This is a genomic window from Streptomyces sp. NBRC 110028, assembly GCF_001417735.1.
Taxonomy (GTDB): Bacteria; Actinomycetota; Actinomycetes; order Streptomycetales; family Streptomycetaceae; genus Streptomyces.
This window is the reverse complement of sequence record NZ_BBUZ01000062.1, coordinates 1-21143: the sequence shown is the minus strand read 5'-3', so window position 1 is coordinate 21143 and position 21143 is coordinate 1. Positions and strand designations below refer to the sequence as shown.

Genomic DNA, 21143 nt, shown 5'->3' with positions numbered 1-21143 from the left:
CTGCCGGACAGTTGTCCGCTTAGGGCTACGATAGCGGCAGAAGCCGCCGGTGCGACCGGCCGGTTCGGCTCGACACCCTTCTGCCCCCCTTCCGGGCCCCCGTACCGCCTGCCCGGATGAGCTCGCTCGACGCGCACCAGCTACGCGAAAGAAGGCTGACCATGGCCCCAGCCCCTTCCCCGACGTCCAGCGCCATCACGCTGAATATCAACGGCGAGAAACACACGCTGCCCGTCGACCACCGCACCACCCTGCTCGACGCCCTGCGCGAGCGTCTTGATCTGACCGGCACGAAGAAGGGCTGCGACCAAGGCCAGTGCGGTGCCTGCACCGTGCTGATCGACGGACGCCGAGCCGTCTCCTGTCTGCAGTTGGCGGTGGCCGCCGAGGGGCGCGCCATCACCACCATCGAAGGCGTGGCCGAGGGCGAGGACCTGCACCCGGTGCAGCAGGCGTTCCTCGACCTCGACGGCTACCAGTGCGGCTACTGCACGCCCGGGCAGATCTGCTCGGCCATCGCCGTGATCGAGGAACACGCGGCGGGCTGGCCGAGCGCCGCGACCCAGGACGTGCGGCCCGAAGCGGGGGCGCAGCCGCTCACCGCGGAGGAGATCCGGGAGCGGATGAGCGGCAACCTGTGCCGCTGCGGCGCGTACGTGTCGATCGTCGAGGCGGTCGCGCGGGCGGCGGAGGCCGCGCAGCCGCCGTCCGGCGGCTCGGGTGACGGCATGGGTACGACGGACGCGGAGGCAGCGGTATGAGGGAATTCGGATACGAGCGTGTGCACGACGTCTCCGGGGCGGTGGCCCTGCTCGGCGCCGACCCCGACGCGCGCTACCTCGGCGGCGGCACCAACCTCGTCGACCTGATGAAGACCGGGGTGGAGCGGCCCGCGCGCCTCATCGACGTGCGCGAGCTGCCCCTGGACCGGATCGAGGCCACGCCGGACGGGGCCTTGCGCATCGGCGCGACCGTCACCAACAGCGATCTCGCCGCCCACCCCGATGTGCGCTCCCGCTACCCGGCACTGGCCCAGGCCGTGCTGGCCGGCGCCTCCGGGCAGCTGCGCAACATGGCCACCGTCGGCGGAAACCTGCTGCAGCGCACCCGCTGCGGCTACTTCACCGACACGTCCAAGCCGTGCAACAAGCGCGTCCCCGGCAGCGGTTGTCCCGCCATCGAGGGCGAGCACCACAACCACGCCATCCTCGGCGCCTCCGAGCACTGCGTGGCCATCCACCCCTCGGACATGGGGGTGGCGCTGACCGCCTTCGACGCCGTGGTCCATTACGAAACGGCTGACGGGCCGGGCGAGTTGCCCATGTCCGCGTTCTATCTGCCGGTGGGGGACACCCCGCACCTGGAGACCGCCCTGCCGCCCGGCGCGCTGATCACCGGCGTCAGCCTGCCGCCCGCTCCGGTCGCCACCGTCTCGCGCTACCGGAAGGTGCGCGAGCGCGCCTCGTACGCCTTCGCGATCGGCTCGATCGCCGCCGCCCTCGACGTCCGGGACGGTGTCGTCCACGAAGTGCGCCTGGCCTTCGGCGCGGTGGCGTCCCGGCCGTGGCGCGCCCGCGAGGCCGAGCGGGTGCTGACCGGGGGGCCGGCGAGCGGTGAGGCGTTCGCCGCCGCCGCGGACGCCGAACTGGCGGCCGCCGAGACGCTGCCCCAGAACGGATACAAGGTGACGCTGATGCGCAACCTCGTCGTGGCCATGTTGACCGAACTCTCCGAGGAGGCCGTCCGATGACCACGACGACCGGAACCGCCGCCGTCACCCCGTCCGTCGGAACCGCGCACACCCGTGTGGAGGGCCGCGAGAAGGTCACCGGAGCGGCCCGCTACGCCGGTGAGATCCCCTTCGCCGACCTGGCCCACGGCTGGCTGGTGGTGTCCACCATCGCCCGCGGCCGCATCCGCGCGGTGGAGACCGAACCCGTCGAGGCGATGCCCGGCGTCCTCACCGTCCTGCACCACGGGAACGCCCCGCAGATCGACGGCAGTTACGTCGGCCTGCTGGGGAAGCCCGACCCGACCATCACCCTCTTCCAGACCGACCGGGTGCCCTTCGTGGGCTGGCCGGTGGCGCTGGTCGTCGCGGAGACGTCCGAGCAGGCCAGGGAGGCCGCCGAGGCGCTGGTCGTCCGGTACGACGAGGAGCCGCACGACATCGCGTTCTCCGCCGGGCGCCCCGGTACGTACGTGCCGGAGGGCTCGCAGGCGGAGACCGCGAAGGGGGACATCGAGGCCGGGCTCGCCGCGGCGGCCGTCGTCGTGGACGCGGAGTACACGACTCCGGAAGAGCACCACGCCATGATGGAGCCGCACGCGGCCACCGCCCGCTGGGAAGGCGGCCGGCTGGAGGTCGTCGACTCCAACCAGGGCAGCATGTGGGTGGCCGACGAGCTGGCCAAGATGTTCTCCCTCGACCTCGGCTCGGTGCGGGTGCTCTCCGAGCACGTCGGCGGCGGCTTCGGATCCAAGGGGGTCCGCCCGCACCAGGTGGCGGCCGTGATGGCCACGACCGTCCTGCACCGCCCGGTCCGGGTGGTGCTGACGCGCCGCCAGATGTTCTCCATCACCGGCTACCGCAGCCCCACGGTGCAGCACGTCAGGCTCGGCGCCGACGCGGACGGGCGGCTGCGCGCGCTCGACCACCAGGCCCAGAACCTCACCTCGACCGTGCACGAATTCATCGAGCGCAGCGCCGACTACGGGCGCGCCATGTACGACGCCGACGCACACCACACCGTCAACCGCGTGGTGGCACTCGACGTGCCGACGCCGACTTACGTGCGCGCGCCGGGCGAGGCACCGGGCTCGTTCGCGCTGGAGTCCGCGCTCGACGAACTCGCCGAGAAGTGCGGCCTGGACCCGATCGCGCTGCGCGCGCGCAACGAGCCCGAGGCGGGCCCGGTGTCCGGGCTGCCGTACAGCACCCGCCGGCTGATCGACTGCTTCGAGGAGGGCGCCCGCAGGTTCGGCTGGGCGGACCGCGACCCGCGCCCCGGGCTGCGCCGCGAGGGCCGCTGGCTGCTCGGGACGGGCACGGCGTCGGCCACGTTCCCCTCGAACGCCATGCCGTCCACGGCGGCCGTGACCGCCGAGGCGGACGGCACCTTCACGGTACGGATCACCGCGGCCGACATCGGGACCGGTGCCAGGACCGCGCTGACCCAGATCGCGGCGGACGCGCTGGAGGTGGAGCCGAGCCGTATCCATATGCGCATCGCGGACAGCGACTTCGGTCCGGCCATGATCGCGGGCGGCTCCATGGGCACCCGCTCCTGGGCCTGGGCGGTCACCTCCGCGGCCAAGGAGCTGCGCGAGCAGCTGGCCCTCGGCGGCGGCATCCCGGAGGAGGGCATCACCGCGCGGTCGAACACCGCCGAGGCCATCGGCGCCCTCGCCAGTAAGGAACGGCACTCCTACGGGGCCCAGTTCGCCGAGGTCGCCGTGGACGCCGCCACCGGCGAGGTCCGGGTGCGGCGCATGCTGGGCATCTTCGCGGCGGGCCGGATCGTCAACCCGCTGACCGCGCAGAGCCAGCTGCGCGGCGGCATGGTCTGGGGCCTGTCCATGGCGCTGCACGAGGAGGCGGTCAGGGACCGGGCCTTCGGCGGCCACGTCGGCCCCGACCTCGCGGGCTACCACGTCGCCGCGCACGCCGACGTGCCGCCCATCGAGGTGGGCTGGGTGGACGACCCGGACCCGGAGGACCCGGTCGGCATCAAGGGCATCGGCGAGGTCGGGATCGTCGGAGCGGCGGCGGCGGTCGCCAACGCCGTCTGGCACGCGACCGGCGTACGCCACCGGCACCTGCCGATCCGCCCCGACCGCGTCCTGCTGGCGGGCACCGCGCCGGGTGGGGACGGGGATGCTTGACATAGCCGCCGAGCTGGACCGGTGGGCCGAGGAGGGCCGGGACTTCGCCGTCGCCACCGTCGTGGCCGTCGGTGGCAGCGCGCCACGGGGTCCCGGCGCCGCCCTCGCCGTCGACTCCGAGGGCACCGCCATCGGCTCGGTCTCCGGCGGCTGCGTGGAGGCGTCGGTGTACGACCGCTGCCTCCAGGCGCTGGAGGACGGCGAAACGGTGCTGGAGCGGTTCGGCTACAGCGACGAGGACGCCTTCGCGGTGGGGCTGACCTGCGGCGGTGTGCTGGAGGTCATGATCACGCCGGTGCGGGCGGACGCGCCGGACCGGGCGGTGTTCGCGGCGGCCCTGTCGGCCGCCGCCCGCGGGGAGACGGCCGCGGTCGCCCGGGTGTCCCGGGGCCCGGCCGGACTCCTCGGCCGGGCGCTGTTCGTCCGCCCCGACGGCTCGTACGAGGGCGGCCTGGGCGGCGATCCGGAGCTGGACCGTACGGCGGCGGACGAGGCGGGCGCCCTGCTGGCGGCGGGCCGCACCGGCGCGTTCACCCTGCCGGCACCCCCCGAGAACGGTGTGGACGCCCCGTCCGGCCTGACGGTGTTCGTCGAGTCGAGCGTGCCGCCGCCCCGGATGATCGTCTTCGGTGCGGTGGACTTCGCCGCGGCACTGGCCCGCACGGGCAAGTTCCTCGGCTACCACGTGACGGTGTGCGACGCCCGTCCCGTCTTCGCCACCCGGGTCCGCTTCCCCGAGGCCGACGAGATCGTGGTCGACTGGCCGCACCGCTATCTGCGGCGGACGGCGACCGACGGCCGAACGGTGCTGTGCGTGCTCACCCATGACGCCAAGTTCGACGTCCCGCTGCTGGAGGAGGCCCTGCGGCTGCCGGTCGCGTTCGTCGGTGCCATGGGGTCGCGCCGCACCCACGAGGACCGCACCCGCAAGCTCCGCGAGGCGGGTCTCACCGACCGCGAACTGGCCAGGCTGCGCTCGCCGATCGGCCTCGACCTCGGCGCCCGTACGCCCGAGGAGACCGCCCTGTCCATCGCGGCGGAGATCGTCGCGGCGCGGCGGGGCGGCACGGGCGTGCCGCTGACCGGCTCGGGGACACCCATCCACCGCGACGGGGAGGCGGGGGCACACGTGGCCGCGTGACTCCTCGGCACGCGCCCGGTACTCCGGTCGGAGCCCGGGCGCGTCGTCGGGCACCTCAGTCCTGCGGGGCGCCCGCGGGGAGCTTGCGCCAGGTCACCGTGGTGCGGGTGTGGTACGCCCAGTCGAGCATCTTCTTCGCGTCCGGATACCGGTTGCTGTCGCCGAGGAGCACCCCGACGACCGTACGGCCGCTCCGCAGAGCGGCGAACACGATGCACTTGCCCGCCGCGGTGCCCGTACCGGTCTTGATCCCGATGGCGCCGTTGTACGAGCCCAGCAGCTTGTTGCTGTTGCTCCAGTAGTAGTACCTGGTCCGGCCGTTGGCCGCCGGGGCCTTCTGCTCGGTGTCGACGGTCTTGACCACCGTGCGCAGGGTGGCGTTGCCGAGCGCGTGCCGCGCCAGCTTCGCCAGGTCGCGGGCGGTCGTGTAGTTGGAGCCGTGCGTGGAGATGCCGTCGAAGGAGTCGTACCGGGTCCTGGTCATCCCCAGCGCGGCCGCCTTCTTGTTCATCTTCGCGACGAACGACTTCGTGCGCTTGGCGGTGGTGCTCCCGCTGCCGAAGGTGTCGGCGAGGGCCATCGCGGCGTCGCAGCCGGACGGCAGCAGCATGCCGTACAGCAGTTGCCTGACGTTAAGCTTGTCGCCCTTCTTCAGGTCCGCGGCGCTGCCGCCACTGGTCCTGATGTAGTCCAGGTACGCCTGCTTGACGGCGACCTTCTTGTTGAGGTTCACCCCGCGGGTGCCGAGCACCACGACCGCCGTCATCAGCTTGGTGATGCTCGCCATCTGGCGCTTGGTGTCCGGGCTCTTGCTCCACAGCTTCTTGTTCGCGCTGTTGTCGAGCAGATACGCGCCCTTGGCCCGGATGCCGGACGGACCGGCGGCGGTCTGTGCCGCCGGGGCGGCCGGTGCCGCCTGCGCGCTCGCGACCGGCGCGGCGACCGCCAGCGCCACCGTGGCCGCGATGACGGCCGTTCCCCGGCGGCGGCCCGCGTTACCCCGATGTAATCCCATACGCCCTCGCTCTCCTCTGTTGACGGGTGGGCGCCGGTATCGTCTCACCGGGGGGAAAATGACGATGTGTCGGGGTGTTGACCACCGGCCGTCACCCAGTCGTAGGCCGCCCGCGCGTCGAACTCCCCCTGTCCGCCGCGGAAGATCAGCCCGGCGTGCTCGTACGCCGAGCCGTCCCCGGCGGCGCCCCCGGGATACGGCACGGCGATGCAGCGCATCCCGGCCCGCCGCGCCGCCTCCACCCCGGGCCCGGCGTCCTCGACCACCACACAGTCCGCCGGATCGGTGGCCAGCAGCCGCGCGGCCGCCAGGAAGACATCCGGTTCGGGCTTGCCGCGCCCGATGTCCTCCGCGGAGACGTACAGCGGCAGCAGCGCGTCCAGACCGGTGGCGGTCAGCGCGGCCTCGATCGCGGGCCGGGAGGAACCGGACGCCACGGCGATCGGATGCCCGGCGGCGTGCAGCCGCTCGGCGAACGCCCGCATCTCGCCGAACACGGTGGTGGAGGTGCGGACCAGCTCCAGGTAATGGCCGTTCTTCACGGCCAGCAGCTCCTCCACCGGGGCGTCGATCGCGTACCGCTCGCGCAGGGTCTCCAGCGTCTCGCGGGTGCCGATCCCGATGAACCGGGTGTGCTCCTCCCACGTGAAGCCGGTGATGCCGTACCGGGCGAGGGTGCGCCGGCCCGCCTCGTAGTAGTTGGGCTCGCTGTCCACGAGCGTGCCGTCGAGGTCGAAGATCACAGAAGGGGTCCGCCGGATGCTCATACGGACAGCATGCCAAGGCCGTGATCAAGGCCGACGGCGGGTTCCCGCGGTCTGCCCCACGGCGTCGACCAGCGGCAGCATCCGATGCCGCACGCGCTCCCGGAGCACCATCTCGGTCCGGGTGCGGACCACCCCCGGCAGCCGGATCACCCGCTGTACGACGTCCTCCAGATGTTCGTTGTCCCGCGCCACGACCCGCGTCAGCAGATCACCGGCGCCCGTGGTCGAGAACACCTCGATGATCTCCGGGACGGTGGCCAGCGCGTCGCCCACGTCGTCCAGATGGCCCTGGGTGACCTCGATGTGCACGAAGGCCAGCACCGGATGGCCGAGCGCGGCGGGGGAGAGCGACGGCCCGTAGCCGGTGATCACGCCCGCCCGCTCCAGCCGGTCCAGCCGTGCCTGCACGGTGCCGCGGGCGACGCCCAGGAGCCGGGCGTACTCGCGCACGCTGGTGCGCGGCTGCTCCAGCAGCAGCCGCAGGATCTTCGCGTCGAGCGCGTCCACCGCGTCCCCCGGGCCGGGCATGGGCCATCGGCTCCCTCATGGTCGAAATCTTTGCCGAATGACTGTACCAATGGCCCAGCCGAACGGTGATCGCTTGAGCCGATGGTGGTGGAGTGCTTCCCTTATGGGCAGATGGCGTTGCGCTGGGCTGCGCCGGACGGCAAGGAAGCCGCATCCGGGTCCCCGCAGCGCCTTTGTCATGCCCGCCAGGGGAAAGGAACAGGTCAGCGGTGCTGCGGGACTTTCGGACGTGGGTGGGGCTCGGCGCGACGATGTTCGCGGCTCCCGATCCGGGGCTGCGGCGGCTGCGGGTCTCGGCGCGGGCCGTGCTCGGCGTCGGCTCGGCGGTCGCCGCGGTCGCGTGGGCCGGGCTGCCCCTGCCGGCCGCGGTCGTGGGCGGGCTCGCGGCGCTCCTCGCGCTCTTCACGGTGGCCGACCCGACCGTGCGACGGCAGGCCCTCACCACCGCGCTGCTCCCGGCCGTCGGCCTGCCGGTGCTGGCGCTGGCCGCCGTACTGCACCGGGTACCGCCCGGGCGCGACGCGGCCTTCCTCGCGGTGGTCTTCTGCGGCGTCGCCGCCCGGCGGTGGGGACCGCGCGGCAACGCCCTCGGCATCTTCGCGTTCATGATGTTCTTCGCGGCCCAGTTCCTGGGCGCCGGGCCCGGTGAACTGCCCGTGCTGGCCGTGGCGGTGCCGATGGGCGTGGCGGTCGCCGCCCTCGTACGGTTCGGCGTGTGGTGCCTCGAGCGGCGCACCCCCGGGGCGCCCGCCGCCGCGCCCCCGCCGCCCGCCGTCCGGCAGGCGTTCCAGGCGGCCGCCGCCTGCGGCTTCGCGCTCGCCGTCGGCCAGGCGCTCTCCGGGGAGCGGTGGTACTGGGCCGTCGGCACCGCCTGGTGGATCTTCGTCAACACCGCCTCACGCGGTGAGACGCTGGTACGCGGCTTCCGCCGGGTCATCGGCACCGCCGGTGGCATCGCGGCCGGGCTCGCCGTCGCCGTACCGCTGCACGGCGCGCCCGCGCCCACCGCCGTCCTCGTCGCCGCCTGCGTCTTCGGGATCTTCTACACCGCGCCGCTGTCGTACAGCTGGATGGTGTTCTTCGTGACGCTGATGGCCGGGCTGCTCTACGGCCTGCTCGGCGTGCTCCACCCCGGGCTGCTCGCGCTGCGCCTGGAGCAGACCGCCGTCGGCGCGGCCGGGGCGGGCCTGGCCGTGGCGCTGGTGCTCCCGGTGACCACCCACGCCGCGACGGACGCGTGGATCCGGCGCGCCCTGGAGTCCGTACGGCTCTGCGCCGCCGACGCCGCGCGGCGGCTCGCGGGCGACCCGGCCGCGGACCCCGCGCCGCACGTCGCCGAGCTGGAGTCGGCGCTGCGGGGCCTACGGGGGTCGATCGCCCCGCTGCTGCACCCGCTCAGCCCGCTGCGCGCCCGCCGGGCGAGGGCCCGCCAGGTCATGCTGGCGCTCGACGACTGCGCCCGCCAGGCCCGCGGCCTCGCCGCGCTCGCCGCCGACCCGGTCGCGTCCCACGACGCCCGCCTGACCGCGGCGTGCGCCCGGGTCGAGGCGGCGGTGGGCCGCCTGACCGCCCCCGTCGGCCCGTCCCGCGCCGCCCCCGCCCCCGCCGGGCCGCCGCCCCACCCGGCCACCGACCGGGCCCTGGCCCATCTGCACGACCTGGAGGCCGCCCTGACCGGCCTCGCCGACCCGCTGCGCGCACCGCTGCGGGCCTGAGGACCCCGGCCGCGGCTGGCGCCAACCGGAGTCCGCTGACGGCGCGTCAAGCACGGAATCGTCCATCCCAGAGTCCTGGTCCGGGCCGTGCTGTTAGCGTCGGCCGCAAGCGGAACCGCTGGAGAGGCAGCACGGTGAGCACGGAGCAACGGGCGTACAGGGCGTACATCGGGTCGTTCACCGAGGCGGGCGGAGCCGGGATCACCGTCGCGGACGTCGACCGCGCCACGGGGGCGCTGACGCCGAGCTACGCCACGGACGAGGTCGCCAACCCCTCGTATCTCGCGCTCTCGCCCGGCGGGGACGTCCTCTACACGGTGAGCGAGACCGACGACGGCGCGGCCGCAGCCTTCCGGACCGGCGGCGACCGGGCCCGCCCGCTCACCCTCCTCGGCGACCCCGTTCCCGTCCACGGCGCGGCACCCACCCATCTCGCGCTCGCCGCCGGGCATCTGCTCACCGCCGGCTACGGCTCCGGCAGCGTCAGCGCGCTGCCGGTCGGCGAGGACGGCGGGCTCGGCGAGCCGACGGCGGTGCTGCGCCACGAGGGCAGCGGCCCCGACCACGAGCGGCAGAGCGGGCCGCACGCCCACCAGGTGCTGCCGGACCCGTCCGGCGGCTGGCTGCTGAGCGTCGACCTCGGCGCCGACGCCGTCTGGGTGTACGAGCCCGCCGGGCCGCGGGCGCACCGGAAGGTGCGGGTGCGGGCCGGGAGCGGGCCGCGCCATCTGGCGTTCCATCCGCGCGGCGACCGCGCGTACGTCGTCAACGAGCTGGCTCCGACGGTCACGGTGTGCCGTTGGGACGCGGCGTCCGGCACGCTCGAACCGTTCACCGAGACCCGCGTCGTCCCGCCCGGCACGGAAACCGCCACCTTCCCCTCCGAGGCGGCGGTCTCGCCGGACGGCCGCTTCGTCTGGGTCGCCGTCCGCGGCCACGACAGCGTCGCGACGCTCGCCCTCGACACCCCGGGCGACCGCATGGAGCTGGTCACCACCACGCCCTGCGGCGGCCACTGGCCGCGCGACCTGACCCTCGACCCCTCGGGCGGCCGTCTCTACGTCGCGAACGAGCGCTCGGGCGACGTCACCTGGTTCGGCCTCGACCCCACCACCGGGGTGCCGAGCCGCGGCGGTTCCATCGAGGCACCGGCCGCGTCCTGCGTGATCTTCGGCTGAACCGCGCGGACCCCGCGGGCCGCGGGGGCCGGTACGGGGCGAGGGGCGCTCGTACGGATCGCGGGGGCTCGTACGGGGCGTCATGGGGCGGGCCGGGCACGGGGCGTGATGCCCCGCGCCTCGCAGGCCCCTCGGCTGCCGAGACGATTCAGCGCAGCCCGGCGGACGCCGGGAGCGTGATGCCCAGCGCGGCCGCGTACTTCGACAGCACCAGCTTGCCCACGGCCGGGTAGGCGCCCAGCGCCTCGGCCGCGGCGCAGCCCGCCTCCTCGGCGGCCGCCTTGGTCAGCTCGGCGGACACCTCCGGGCCGATGAGGTACGGCGCGAGCGCGAGCCGGGCCGAACCGGCGGAGCGCAGCTGCTCGGCGACGCGCACCACGGCCCCGTCCTCGTCCAGCGCGGCGGCCATCACCGGCACGGCGAGGCGCGCGGAGAGCAGCATGCCGGTGATCCCACCGGCGTCGGCCGCCTCGCCGCCGCCCACGGTGGCCAGGATGATGCCGTCCGCGGCGGTCGCCACCGTGAAGAGCCGGGCCCGGTCGGCGCGGGCGAGGCCCGCTTCCGACAGCCGGACGTGCAGGCCCTCCGCGAGCAGCGGGTGCGGGCCGAGGACATCGGTGAGTTCGGCGGCGGAGCCGCTGCTCATGACGGCCTGGCGTATCCGGCGCAGCAGCGCGTTGTCCGGGCCCGCGAGCAGCGGGACCACCACGGCCGACGGGCCGTCGGCCGGGACGGAGGGCGGCGGAGGCATCTCCGGGATCTCCTCGCCCGCGGCCTCGGCCGCGGCGATCGCCTCCGCGGTGGCCGCGGCGGTGGCCTTGGCGGCCTCCCGTGCCTGGCGCAGCCGCTCGGTGCGGTCCTGGGCGGCGCGCGCGAGCACGGCCTCCAGCTGCGGGAACTCCGCGTTCTCACCTTCCACGTCCACATAGCCGACCTGGGCGTCGAGGCCGGGAAGCTCGGAGCGGGCGATGCTCACGATCTCCTCGGCCAGGCCCCGGGTGGCGGCTTCCGGGGTCCCCGGAACGGCCAGCACCAGCGGCGGTGCGCCCACGGGTGCGGCCGCGGGCTCCGGGCGGCGGTGCCGTCCGGGCTGGCGGGGACGCGGCATTCGTACTGGCAGGCCGGACGCGGGCCCTGTGGGGGAGCTCATGGCGCCGCATGTTAGTCGCTCTATAGGGTTGGCTGTTCGGGAGGGGTGCGACTGGGCGTTTTCTGTCCCCTTTTGCCGAGCCTCGCTGTTCGATGCTGTGCGGGGGGCGAACGGAGCTGCTCGGACACCGGATAGGATGTCCGTAATGCGGAACCGCCGTCCCGGCTCATGGCCGTTGCCGTCGTGCGTCACGCGGTGATGACGCTCAGCAGTCCCGCGTCCGGTGGCAGCCGCAGCTCCCCGGCGGCGAGCGCCGCCGCGACGTACAGGGCGCCGTCCAGCGGGTCCCCGGCCGCCTCGGTGACCGGTACCCCCGGCAGCCGCGTGGCCAACTCGGCGCGCAGGGGCGCCAGCAGGGGCGCGCCCATGCGGAAGAGGCCGCCGGTCAGCGCGATGTCACCGGTCGTGATGTCACTGGTGGCGATGTCACCGGGCTCAGGCCGGGGACAGACCGCCGCGGCGGCCTGGGCGATGTGGCGGGCGGCGTCCCGCAGGACCGCCTCGGCGACCGGATCGCCCCCGGCGGCGCACCGGCCGACCTCCGGTGCGAAGGAGGCCAGGACGGCGGGCCGGTCGGGCCGCGGGTACAGTTTCCCCGGCAGCTCACCGGCCGGGCCGAAGACCGCTTCCAGCCGGGCCAGCAGCGGCCCCGAGCCGCCCTCGCGCCCGTCGTACGCGCGCATCGCGGCCTCCAGACCGGCCCGCCCGATCCACGCCCCGCCGCCGCAGTCGCCCAGCAGATGCCCCCACCCGTCGGCCCGCCGCCACCCGGGCACGCGGCCGCCGGTCGAGGGGTCCGTGGTCGCGCCTCCGGTCGTACGGTCGCTCGCCGCGCTCTCCGCCAAGGGCAGCGGCACCGCGCCCAGCGCGATCAGGCCCGTGCCCGCGGCGACCACCGCGCCGGGCCGCTGGCCGAGCGCCCCGGCATAGCCGGTCACCGCGTCCGCAGCGAGCGCGAGGCGGCGCACCCCGAACTCCTCCGCGAGCGCGCCCGGCAGCGTCGCCCGCAGATCGTCGCCGAGCGAGGCCATTCCCGCGGCGCCCACGCAGACGGCGGCCGGTCGCCGCGCCCCGGCCCGGCGCAGCAGCTCCTGGGCGGCGGGCAGCACCCGCCCCAGCAGCCCGGCCGCGTCGATACCCCGGTCGCCGACGCCGGCGGGGGTGGCTGAGGCCCAGGTCAGCGGCGTCTCCGCGGAGCCGCTGAGCAGGGCTTCGGCGCGCGCCACGGCCACCCGTACGCCCGATCCGCCCGAGTCGATCCCGAGCACATGCGTCGCGTCGCCCACCGGCTCAGCCGAACCCGCGCGCGTCCTGCTTGAGCGCGGTGTCCACGGTCAGCGCGGTGGCCACCACGAGGCTCAGCAGGGGATCGGGAAGCTGGCGGTGGATCTGCAGGACATAGTTGTCCGCGGTGGTGAACATGGTCTTCGCCAGACCTTCCCAGGTCTTGGTGATCCGGGCGATCTCGGTGTCGGTGTGGTCGACGATGGCGAAGTTCCAGGCGCGCCAGTTCTCCGCCTTGATGGCGCCGATCTGCTGGCCGTTGACCTGTATCCCGAAGTTGATCTTGCCGATGGCGTTCTGCTGGACGATCTCGCCGACCGGCTGCCCGTCCGGGCGCTCCACCAGCACCTTGGACTTGATGAACTTGGCCGGGCGGGTGAGCACCAGATGCGGCTGCCCGGCCGCGTCCCGGATCTCCAGCTTGTGCGTCATGAACTGGTCGAGGCTGGAGACGAACCGCGCGACCTTCTTGAGCGTGCTCTGACCGACCTGGACCACCGATCCGATGGTGCGGCCGTGCTGGTCGAAGACGCTGTACTCGTTGGTCAGCTCGATCAGCTTGGCCTTCTGGTTCACCACCAGCACCGGCTCGGTGAACAGCGTGCCGCCGCCACCCGCGGCCGGGGCGACGTGCGCCTGCTGCTGCACCTGGTGCTGGACCTTGGCCGGATTGGGGTGCGGCTGGGCGGCCTGCCCCGCGTACCCCGGCTGCCCGGCCTGCTGCGGCGCGAACTGGCCCGGCTGCTGGCCGGGGTGGGTGTGCTCGGTCCACTGGGCGCCGTCCCACCAGCGCAGCTGGTTGGGGATGCCCTGCGGGTCGGCGTACCAGCCCGCAGGGGTGTTCGGATGTGTCGTCATGGCGGGCAGACTACCCCTCGCCCACCTGGAAAGAAGTGCTCAGGGAAGGCGCCAGTCGACGGGTTGCGCCCCCTGCCGCACCAGCAGCTCATTGGCCCGGCTGAACGGGCGCGAACCGAAGAAGCCCCGGTCGGCCGACATGGGGGAGGGGTGCGCGGACTCGACCGAGGGAAGCGGCCCCAGCAGCGGCCGTACGTTGCGCGCGTCGCGGCCCCACAGGATGGACACCATCGGACGGCCGCGCGCGGCGAGCGCGCGGATGGCCTGCTCGGTGACCTCCTCCCAGCCCTTGCCGCGGTGCGCCGCAGGGCGGCGCGGCGCCGTGGTGAGCGCCTTGTTGAGCAGCAGTACGCCCTGCCGGGTCCAGGGCGTCAGATCGCCGTTGGACGGGCGCGGCAGGCCGAGGTCGGTGTGCAGCTCGCGGTAGATGTTCTCCAGGCTGCCGGGCAGCGGCCGCACCTCGGGCGCCACGGAGAAGCTCAGCCCCACCGCGTGACCGGGCGTCGGATACGGGTCCTGGCCCACGATGAGGACCTTCACCTCGTCGAAGGGCTGTTGGAAGGCGCGCAGCACATTCGCTCCGGCGGGCAGATAGGTGCGGCCCGCCGCGATCTCGGCCCGCAGGAAGTCACCCATCGCCGCGATGCGCTCTTCCACGGGCTCAAGTGCCTTGGCCCAGCCCGGTTCCACAATGTCTTTCAACGGTCGTGCAGCCACACCGCGTCACTCTAGTGGCTCAGCGCGTGGCCGTGTGCCGGCCCACCCGGTCACGGTCTCATCGGTCTCATCCGATCACCGCCGCTCGCACACAGAGCACATCGGGAAGATACCGGGCGATCTGCCGCCAGCTCTCGCCCTCGTCCGCGCTCGCGTACACCTCGCCGTTGCGATTGCCGAAGTACACCCCGGCCGGGTCCGCGTCGTCCGTACGGAGCGCGTCCCGCAGCACCACCCCGTAGTGCGGCTCGCCCGGCAGCCCGGCGGACCGCTCCTCCCAGGACGCGCCCGCGTCCTGGGTGCGGAAGACCCGGCAGCGGTAGTCCGGCGGATAGCGGTCCGAGCCGTCGGACACCGGGAAGAGATAGGCGACTCCGCCGCGCCGCGGATGGGCGGCGATCGCGAACCCGAAATCGGCGGGCAGCCCCTTGCCGATCTCCGACCAGTGCGCCCCGCGGTCGTCGCTGCGGTACACCCCGCCGTGGTTCTGCAGATACAGCCGGTCCGGATCGACGGCGTCCGGCGCGATCTTGTGCACGCACTGCCCGAACTCGGGATACGGATCGGGCATGAACTCCGCCTTGAGCCCGCTGTTCGACGGCGCCCAGCTCGCCCCGCCGTCCGCCGACCGGTACACCCCGCCCGACGAGACGGCCACCGTGACCGCGTCGGCGTCCCGCGGATCGGTGACCACCGTGTGCACCGCCTGGCCGCCGAACCCCGCGCCCCACTCGGGCCGCTGCGGATGGTCCCACAGGCCGCGCACGAAGACGAACGTCTCCCCGCAGTCCTCGGAGCGGAACAGCGCGCCCGGCTGGGTGCCCGCGTAGACCACCCCGGGCGCGGCGGGCCCGGCCGGGTGCAGCTGCCACACCCGCTCCAGCGAGGTGTCGGTCCCCTCCGGGAACCGCACCGCGGGCCGGGCGGGCTCGTGCCAGCTCTTCCCCAGGTCGTCGGAGCGGAAGACCGACGGGCCCCAGTGGGAGCTGTCCGCACCGGCCAGCAGCCGCGGCGCGCCGGAGCGGCGGGTGTCGACGCCGACGGAGTACACCGCCTGCATGGGGAAGTGCGGACCGGTGAAGTCCCAGTCCGGGCCGGTGCGGCGGCGGCCGAGGAAGAGACCCTTGCGGGTGCCGACGGCGAGCAGAACATCGTCCATGGCGGACTCACTCCTAGGGACGTAGCGGGAGGGGGAGGGTGAAGAGGGTGATGAAGGATGTGTCCGACATCACCAGAGTCTGCACCCTGCCGCCGACAACGGTCCGTGGGAGCACGTCGGAGTGAAGATGGACCAGGTCGATCTCGGCCTGGAGGCGGAGATCCCGGTCCCGCCGAGCGTGGCCGAGGACTGGGCCGGCCGGGTGCTGGTGGACTGGGGCCCCTGCCGGGCAGTTACGGCTGGGTCTTCCCCAGGGCGACACCCTCACCGTCGGTGTCATCTCCGCGCGCGGTGAGGGCGCGGCCACCAAGCGCTACCTGGACGACTTCATCGCCCGCCAGGGCCTCGCCGGCTTCGAGTCCAGCATCTCCTCCGGGCACCTGACCCGCTGCCGTACCGACGACTCCCCCCTCTCCCGGGGCCGGGTGCTGGTGTGCGGCGACGCGGCGGGCCTGCTGGAGCCGTGGACCCGCGAGGGCATCTCCTTCGCACTCCGCTCGGGGCACCTCGCGGGAGAGTGGGGCGTGCGTGTCGCCGAGTCGCACGACGCGGTGGACGCCCGCAGGCAGGCCCTCAACTACGCCTTCGCCATCAAGGCGGGCCTCGGGGTCGAGATGGGCGTCGGGCGCCGGATGCTGCGGATCTTCTCCCGCCGCCCGGGGCTCTTCCACGCGGCCCTCACCGGATTCCGCCCCGCCTGGAACGTCTTCGCCCGCTTCACGCGCGGCGCCACTTCACTCGCCGAGGTCGTCCGCGTCCACCCGGTCGCCCGCCGCGCGCTCGACACCCTCGACCGGCGTGAGGCCGCCCAGGAGACCGCAGGTCGCGCGGACGGCAACAGCTCCGGCGCGGCCCGCGACACCCACGGCGCAGCCGCATCGTGGCGAGCCTTTCCGGTTGTGTCCTTGAGCGGTGACGGGTGGGGGTCGCGGGTCGCGTGTGAGGTCGCGGGCCGGTTCCTGCCGGTGAGCGGCCACAGTCGGGGTGGCGTCGTGACCGGCCACGGATGCCGATCGCTCTCATCCGGCCATCCGGCCCGTCGTCTACTGCCGGGGAGAGGCTCCGGTGCGCTCCGCGCACTTCCGTGCGACGAGGGGCTTGAGGAATTCGAGACCCGTGCGGGCGTCCTGGTCGGGGTTGATCCCGCGGCGGTGGAATCCGGTCTCGGCTGTCAGGTAGCCGTCGAATCCGGTGTCGAGCAGGACGTCGATGAGACCCTCCCAGTCTTCGTCCCCCTGCCCCGCAGGCAGCCGGACCTGGGTGGACGTCGAGTCGGCGATGTGAATCTGCCGCAGGTCCGCGCCCATCAGGTGGACGTAGTCGGTGAGCGACTCGCGCCGGTAGCGCACGTGGCTGCAATCGAACATGACCTTGACGTTGGGACGCTCGATGTCCTCCATCAGCTCCATGGCGTCCTCGCCGCTTTCACACAGGTTCGAGTTCTCCGCGAGCGGCTCGATCACCACCGTCAGGCCGTACTGCGCCGCGTCATCGGCGATCTCCGCGAGACATTCACGCGACCACGCCCACGCCTGGCGCCGCCGGGTGCCGAAGATGACCCAGCCGGGCAGGTAGACCAGCGATCCGGCACCCCACTCGGCGCACAGCTCGCTGATCGCCCGGTAGTGCTCCACCGTCGCCCGGCGCTCTTCGACGAGTGGAGAGCTGGGGTTGAACCCGGGCCCGCCGGTGGGCGCCGGGCCGATACCCGACACCTCGATACCGTGATCGTCCAGCAGGCTGCGCACCTCACGCCGCCTGGCCCGGCTCAGGTACGGAGGGTAGGCGTGGGGCGCGGCGGCACCCAGTTCAATGCCGTCGAAGCCCATCCGGGACAGGCGCTTGATGGTTTCGTCCAGGGTGTAGGCCGGGACCCAGCTGCCGAAGCTGGAGTACGACCAGGTGTGATAGCCGAATTTGATCGCCATGATCCTCTGTCTGTCGGAACTTCAGCGCTCGAAAATATTCCTGAGATAGCTGCCGAGGAAGACGCCGTCGGGGTCCCAGGCCCTTCGCAGTTCCTGGAACCGGTCCCAGTGCGGATAGCGAGAGGCGAGCTGGTCACCCGTCCGGAAGTGGACCTTCGCCCAATGCGGACGTCCCTCGAACTCCCACAGCAGCGAGTCCACGGTCCGAAGCGGCCGGGTCCACGCCTCGGGCCGCCGACGCGATACCGGATACGTCACCCCGATGTGGCAGGTGCTGCTCTGCCTGCTCGGACTGAGCCACGCGCTGTCGGCCGCGGTGAAGCGCACATCCACGGGAGCGGAGATGCGCAAGCCGCCTTCGCGTACTGTCTTGACCAGTTCACGGATCGCGTCGGCCGCCCGGTTGAACGGGACGCTGTACTCGGTCCCTTGCACCGGCGGCGGGAGATGGTGCAAGAGAGCCTCGTCGCAGCGCATGTCCTGCGTTCCGGCCCGCTCGGCGGCCCGCGCGGCGATGTGATGCGCCACGCCCGCCACCCGCGGCGGGCACGAGTTGTTGCAGAGCGCCGCGATCAGCGCACTGCGCGGCCCGCGTGACGACGTCGGTGGTTCATCGGTCGGCGTCGCGCTCCAGACTATCGTCTGCGAGGTGTGCGGATACCACCAGAAGCCGCCGAAGTGGGCTTCCCTGAACTCCTCAAGGCGTGCCAGAACCTCTTCAAGCGGCCTTCGACGGACCACTTTGCGCAGTGTGTGGCCCGGTACGAGTGCGAAGGTGAGATCCAAGACCACGCCGAGACAACCCAGGTGCACACGGACCCCGTCGATTTCCGGGTCGTCGCGCGTGATCGTGCGGACCTGGCCGTCCGCGGTCATCACCCGGGCGGACACCACGTGCTCGCAAAGCGTGCCCTGCCGGGCGCTGCTTCCGTGGGTGGCGGTGGCCACGGCGCCCGCGACGGTCTGTTCGTCGATCGCGCTCTGGTTCGGCAACGCGAGTCCCTCAGCCGCGAGTTGCCGGTTCATCTCGCGTATCGAGGTGCCGGCCCGCACTGTGGCCGTCATGTTCACGGGGTCCACCTCGGCGACACCGCGATAGCCGCTCAAGTCCACCAGGGTCCGCCCGGCCGGCGTGACGAGGCTCGTGTAGGAATGGCCTGATCCCACGACACTCACCCCTCGGGCGCGTGCGGTCTCGTCAAGCACGATTTCATGTATCTGTTCCACGGTCTGCGGGGTGAGGACGCGGTCCGCGGTGCCGCGCACCGCCCCACTCCAATTCGACCACGCCGCATGCGGGCGTTTCCCGGTCATGGCCCTCGAATTCGTCGTCAATTGCCCTTACTCGGGAGTCGGTTACCTCGTGGTCAGCCTGTCGGCGAACTCGTCCGCCGACATCGACTCCGCCTGACGGGACTCGAAATACCACTCGGTGAGTCGCTTCAGACCGGTGCGGAAAGGGACCTCCGGCGCCCAGCCGAGCCGCTCGTGGGCTATGGCCGCGGACGCCACCCGGTTGTAGGGGCCGGTGGGTTTGTCCGGCAGCGGCTTGATCTCCGTGCCGCCCTGGCCGGTGAATTCCAGGATCAACTGGGCAGCTTCCCGGACCTGGATGGGTTCCTCGGTGCCGAGGTTGATCGCGCTGCCGTCGCGCACGTGCTCGGCGGCCAGAAGGAGGCCCCGCACGATGTCGGTGACATACGTCCAGTTGCGGATCTGGGTTCCGTCGCCCCAGACCTCGAAGGGCTGCTGCCGCAGGAACGCCCGGCCCACCATGGCCGTCAGGGCGTGGCTTTCCGGGCAGCGCTCGCCGTAGACCGTGAACAGCCTGCACGACACAGAGGGGAATCCGGCCTCCTCGTGCAGCGCGGCGAGCCGCTGCTCCGTCATGAGCTTGGCCCACCCGTAGATTCCGTCCGCGTGGAAGGGCGGCCCGACCTGTGCTTCTGTGAGCCGGACTTCCTTGTCGACATCGGCCTGCAGATCGACCGGGTAGACACAGCCGGAGGAAGCGAAGACGAAGTTCTGCACGCCCGCTTCGACGGCCGCTTGGGAAATCACGCCGTCCAGTACGAAGTTGCGCGAGCACGCTGCCTGATGCAGTTCGATGAATCCCCGGCCACCGTGAATCGCGGCAAGGTGGAAGACGATGTCGATGCCGCGCACCACTTCGGCGGCCAGTCGCGCGTCGCACAGGTCGCCCTGGACGAACTCCCAGTCGGAGGCGGGAACCTTACTGAGGTTCTCCAGCCGCCCTGAGCTGAGGTCGTCCGCCACACGCACCCTCGCGCCGGCATCGACCAGACGCTCCACCAGATGCGATCCGATGAAGGAGCAGCCGCCGGTGACCAGTACCCGCTTACCACGCCAGAATTCCGGTTGAGTCATGAGTGACTTCCATTCCTGATGCTGAGCTGTTGCGTCCCTGGGCCACATCGGAGTACTGGCCGGTGCGCCGGGCGTCGATAACGTAGTGACGCTTGAATGCCGCGTTACCGGTAATTTCCGGTAAAGCGTCAAGTGCCCCCGCCGGTCCCTCCCTTGTCGGCTGCGTAGGGCGAGCATAAGATCTCCGACGTCGGGTCGCCAACCCCCTTCCGGTGATTGAAACAAATGTTGTGCTGAAAGAGCGTTGGGTCCGGAAATCTCCGTCGAGAAGCCTTGCTGAGGCAAGGGTCTTCACGTCGGTCGTCGCTCCCCGCCTGCACAGTGCCGCCGGAAGCGGGTGGGGCGCGCAAGGTAATTTCGGACGCGGCGGTTCATTTATGTGAGAGGTGGAATGAGAATGGTCAACCCGGCCAAATCGCTCGGCCCGGTGCCGTCGGAGGACACCGGTACGTTCCCTGTCCTGGACTGGCGGGACGGCGATGTCCCCGAGGACGAAGCATGGGTTCCCGAGCAGTTGTACCGCGCGGCCCTGGAGCGGCTGCCGGTGGTCTGCGTCGACACGCTCATCGTCCGTGACGGTGCGGCCCTGCTCACCCGCCGTCGCCAGGAACCCCAGGCGGGGGCCTTGTGGTTGCAGGGGGGCCGTATGCGCAAAGCCGAGCAGCTCGCCCAGGCGGCACTGCGCACCGCCGAGCAGGAATCCGGGTTGCGCCTGGAGCTGCACGGGTTGTTGGGAACCTTCTCCACAGTCTTCGAAGCGTCCGCACACGGGGACACCACCACGCACACCGTGAACGTCACGTTCCTCGCCTTCGCCGAACACGGTGCCCGGCCACGGATCGATGCCACGCACGAGGACTATGTCTGGTGGCCGTTGCGGGATCCCACGGGAAACACCTATCTCGACCAGCTCTTCGCACTCGCGATCCAGCGACTGCAGGAAGCCGGCCGCAGCTGACGAAGGTGGCGCGGCCCCGACCTGCGGCCTCCTGGGCCGCAGGTGGAGCCTGCCGGTCACCTGCCCACCGGTCTCCGGGCGCTTACCGGTGTCCGAGGTCCTCACGGGTCCTTACGCCGAAGCCGCGGCCGGCCATCCGCGTCCACGGGCCACCGCCGCCCCGGCGTCGCGGTCTTCGCGCGCGGTACTTCACCGCCTTGCCCGCGCCGGGCAACGGGGCTGATCACCGTTCAGGGGATGTGCGCGGGCTGTCGGCCGGGCTGTTCGGTCTGCGGAAGTCCCCTGATCTCGAAGTGGCTGCGATGGTAGACCGCGATGCCGGAGGTGATGCCGTCCCAGACGAAGCCGTCCCCCCGGTAGCGGGATGTGGCGAACTCGAACAGGACGTCGCCGGGGACCATCAAGCTGAGTTCGGTGAGGTAACTCTCCAGCCCTTCGAGGTCCCCCCACCTCCCCTCGCGGATCCGCTTCG

The 21143-nt window shown here is 72.5% G+C and carries 20 protein-coding genes and 1 pseudogene; 8 read left to right on the top strand and 13 right to left on the bottom strand.

The features are described 5' to 3' along the window. Positions 1–161: 161 nt before the first annotated feature. Genes ASC60_RS37110 through ASC60_RS37095 form a run of 4 tightly spaced genes read left to right on the top strand, consistent with a single transcriptional unit; the run spans position 162 to position 5026 of the window. Positions 162–761: a (2Fe-2S)-binding protein gene (locus ASC60_RS37110; protein WP_055558137.1), complete on the top strand. Its 600-nt coding sequence runs from the start codon at positions 162–164 to the stop codon at positions 759–761. Next, positions 758–1750, top strand: a complete 993-nt coding sequence (locus ASC60_RS37105) for a xanthine dehydrogenase family protein subunit M (protein WP_055558136.1) — start codon at positions 758–760, stop codon at positions 1748–1750. Before ASC60_RS37110 ends, ASC60_RS37105 begins: the two co-directional genes overlap by 4 nt. Further along, the gene (locus ASC60_RS37100) at positions 1747–3885 is read left to right on the top strand and encodes a xanthine dehydrogenase family protein molybdopterin-binding subunit (protein ID WP_055558135.1); all 2139 of its coding nucleotides are present in this window, start codon (positions 1747–1749) and stop codon (positions 3883–3885) included. The genes ASC60_RS37105 and ASC60_RS37100 overlap by 4 nt, the downstream gene beginning before the upstream one ends. After that, positions 3878–5026 (top strand): XdhC/CoxI family protein, encoded by a 1149-nt coding sequence (locus ASC60_RS37095; protein WP_055558134.1) that lies wholly within the window; start codon positions 3878–3880, stop codon positions 5024–5026. The genes ASC60_RS37100 and ASC60_RS37095 overlap by 8 nt, the downstream gene beginning before the upstream one ends. 55 nt (positions 5027–5081) lie before the next feature. Here the strand turns inward: ASC60_RS37095 and ASC60_RS37090 are convergent, their stop codons facing one another. Genes ASC60_RS37090 through ASC60_RS37080 form a run of 3 tightly spaced genes read right to left on the bottom strand, consistent with a single transcriptional unit; the run spans position 5082 to position 7336 of the window. After that, positions 5082–6041, bottom strand: a complete 960-nt coding sequence (locus tag ASC60_RS37090; protein WP_055558133.1) for a D-alanyl-D-alanine carboxypeptidase family protein — start codon at positions 6039–6041, stop codon at positions 5082–5084. Between the two features lie 44 nt (positions 6042–6085). After that, positions 6086–6808: an HAD family phosphatase gene (locus ASC60_RS37085; RefSeq protein ID WP_055558132.1), complete on the bottom strand. Its 723-nt coding sequence runs from the start codon at positions 6806–6808 to the stop codon at positions 6086–6088. 24 nt (positions 6809–6832) lie between these two features. Further along, a complete protein-coding gene (locus ASC60_RS37080) occupies positions 6833–7336 on the bottom strand; it encodes an Lrp/AsnC family transcriptional regulator (RefSeq protein WP_055558131.1) in 504 nt (167 codons plus the stop codon). 251 nt (positions 7337–7587) lie between these two features. Between ASC60_RS37080 and ASC60_RS37075 the strand changes: the two genes are divergently transcribed. Beyond that, positions 7588–9051: an FUSC family protein gene (locus ASC60_RS37075; protein ID WP_055558146.1), complete on the top strand. Its 1464-nt coding sequence runs from the start codon at positions 7588–7590 to the stop codon at positions 9049–9051. A 134-nt stretch (positions 9052–9185) separates the two neighbouring features. Beyond that, a complete protein-coding gene (locus tag ASC60_RS37070) occupies positions 9186–10229 on the top strand; it encodes a lactonase family protein (protein ID WP_055558130.1) in 1044 nt (347 codons plus the stop codon). Between the two features lie 148 nt (positions 10230–10377). On the opposite strand, the gene ASC60_RS37065 is transcribed toward ASC60_RS37070, so the two are convergent. The 5 genes from ASC60_RS37065 to ASC60_RS37045 all read right to left on the bottom strand — a co-directional run bounded on the left by ASC60_RS37065 (position 10378) and on the right by ASC60_RS37045 (position 15397). Further along, complete coding sequence (locus tag ASC60_RS37065) at positions 10378–11379, bottom strand: hypothetical protein (RefSeq protein WP_079038886.1); 1002 nt, start codon at positions 11377–11379, stop codon at positions 10378–10380. Between the two features lie 188 nt (positions 11380–11567). After that, on the bottom strand, positions 11568–12647 hold the full coding sequence (locus tag ASC60_RS37060; RefSeq protein WP_055558145.1) for an N-acetylglucosamine kinase: 1080 nt from the start codon (positions 12645–12647) through the stop codon (positions 11568–11570). A 22-nt stretch (positions 12648–12669) separates the two neighbouring features. Further along, the gene (locus ASC60_RS37055; RefSeq protein ID WP_055558128.1) at positions 12670–13521 is read right to left on the bottom strand and encodes a phospholipid scramblase-related protein; all 852 of its coding nucleotides are present in this window, start codon (positions 13519–13521) and stop codon (positions 12670–12672) included. Between the two features lie 39 nt (positions 13522–13560). Continuing rightward, entirely contained in the window at positions 13561–14238 is a 678-nt protein-coding gene (locus ASC60_RS37050) for a uracil-DNA glycosylase (protein WP_055558127.1), read from the bottom strand. 67 nt (positions 14239–14305) lie between these two features. Beyond that, positions 14306–15397, bottom strand: a complete 1092-nt coding sequence (locus ASC60_RS37045) for a sialidase family protein (RefSeq protein ID WP_055558126.1) — start codon at positions 15395–15397, stop codon at positions 14306–14308. Between the two features lie 112 nt (positions 15398–15509). On the opposite strand from ASC60_RS37045, the pseudogene ASC60_RS43575 reads away from it, so the two are divergent. Then, positions 15510–16194: pseudogene (locus ASC60_RS43575) on the top strand (hyaluronate lyase); the annotation flags it as partial. Here the strand turns inward: ASC60_RS43575 and ASC60_RS43850 are convergent. The 4 genes from ASC60_RS43850 to ASC60_RS37030 form a co-directional block, all read right to left on the bottom strand. Further along, positions 16132–16263 (bottom strand): hypothetical protein, encoded by a 132-nt coding sequence (locus ASC60_RS43850; RefSeq protein WP_267892862.1) that lies wholly within the window; start codon positions 16261–16263, stop codon positions 16132–16134. The pseudogene ASC60_RS43575 and the gene ASC60_RS43850 sit on opposite strands and share 63 nt — an antisense overlap. Positions 16264–16440: 177 nt before the next feature. Then, positions 16441–17325 (bottom strand): sugar phosphate isomerase/epimerase, encoded by an 885-nt coding sequence (locus tag ASC60_RS37040; RefSeq protein WP_055558125.1) that lies wholly within the window; start codon positions 17323–17325, stop codon positions 16441–16443. Positions 17326–17346: 21 nt separating this feature from the next. Beyond that, complete coding sequence (locus tag ASC60_RS37035; protein ID WP_055558124.1) at positions 17347–18591, bottom strand: D-arabinono-1,4-lactone oxidase; 1245 nt, start codon at positions 18589–18591, stop codon at positions 17347–17349. Positions 18592–18681: 90 nt separating this feature from the next. Further along, the gene (locus ASC60_RS37030) at positions 18682–19713 is read right to left on the bottom strand and encodes an NAD-dependent epimerase/dehydratase family protein (protein ID WP_055558123.1); all 1032 of its coding nucleotides are present in this window, start codon (positions 19711–19713) and stop codon (positions 18682–18684) included. Between the two features lie 397 nt (positions 19714–20110). On the opposite strand from ASC60_RS37030, the gene ASC60_RS37025 reads away from it, so the two are divergent. Next, entirely contained in the window at positions 20111–20671 is a 561-nt protein-coding gene (locus ASC60_RS37025; RefSeq protein ID WP_055558122.1) for an NUDIX domain-containing protein, read from the top strand. 230 nt (positions 20672–20901) lie between these two features. On the opposite strand, the gene ASC60_RS37020 is transcribed toward ASC60_RS37025, so the two are convergent. Further along, positions 20902–21143 (bottom strand): hypothetical protein (locus ASC60_RS37020; protein ID WP_159043397.1); only part of this gene is annotated, 242 nt, incomplete at its 5' end.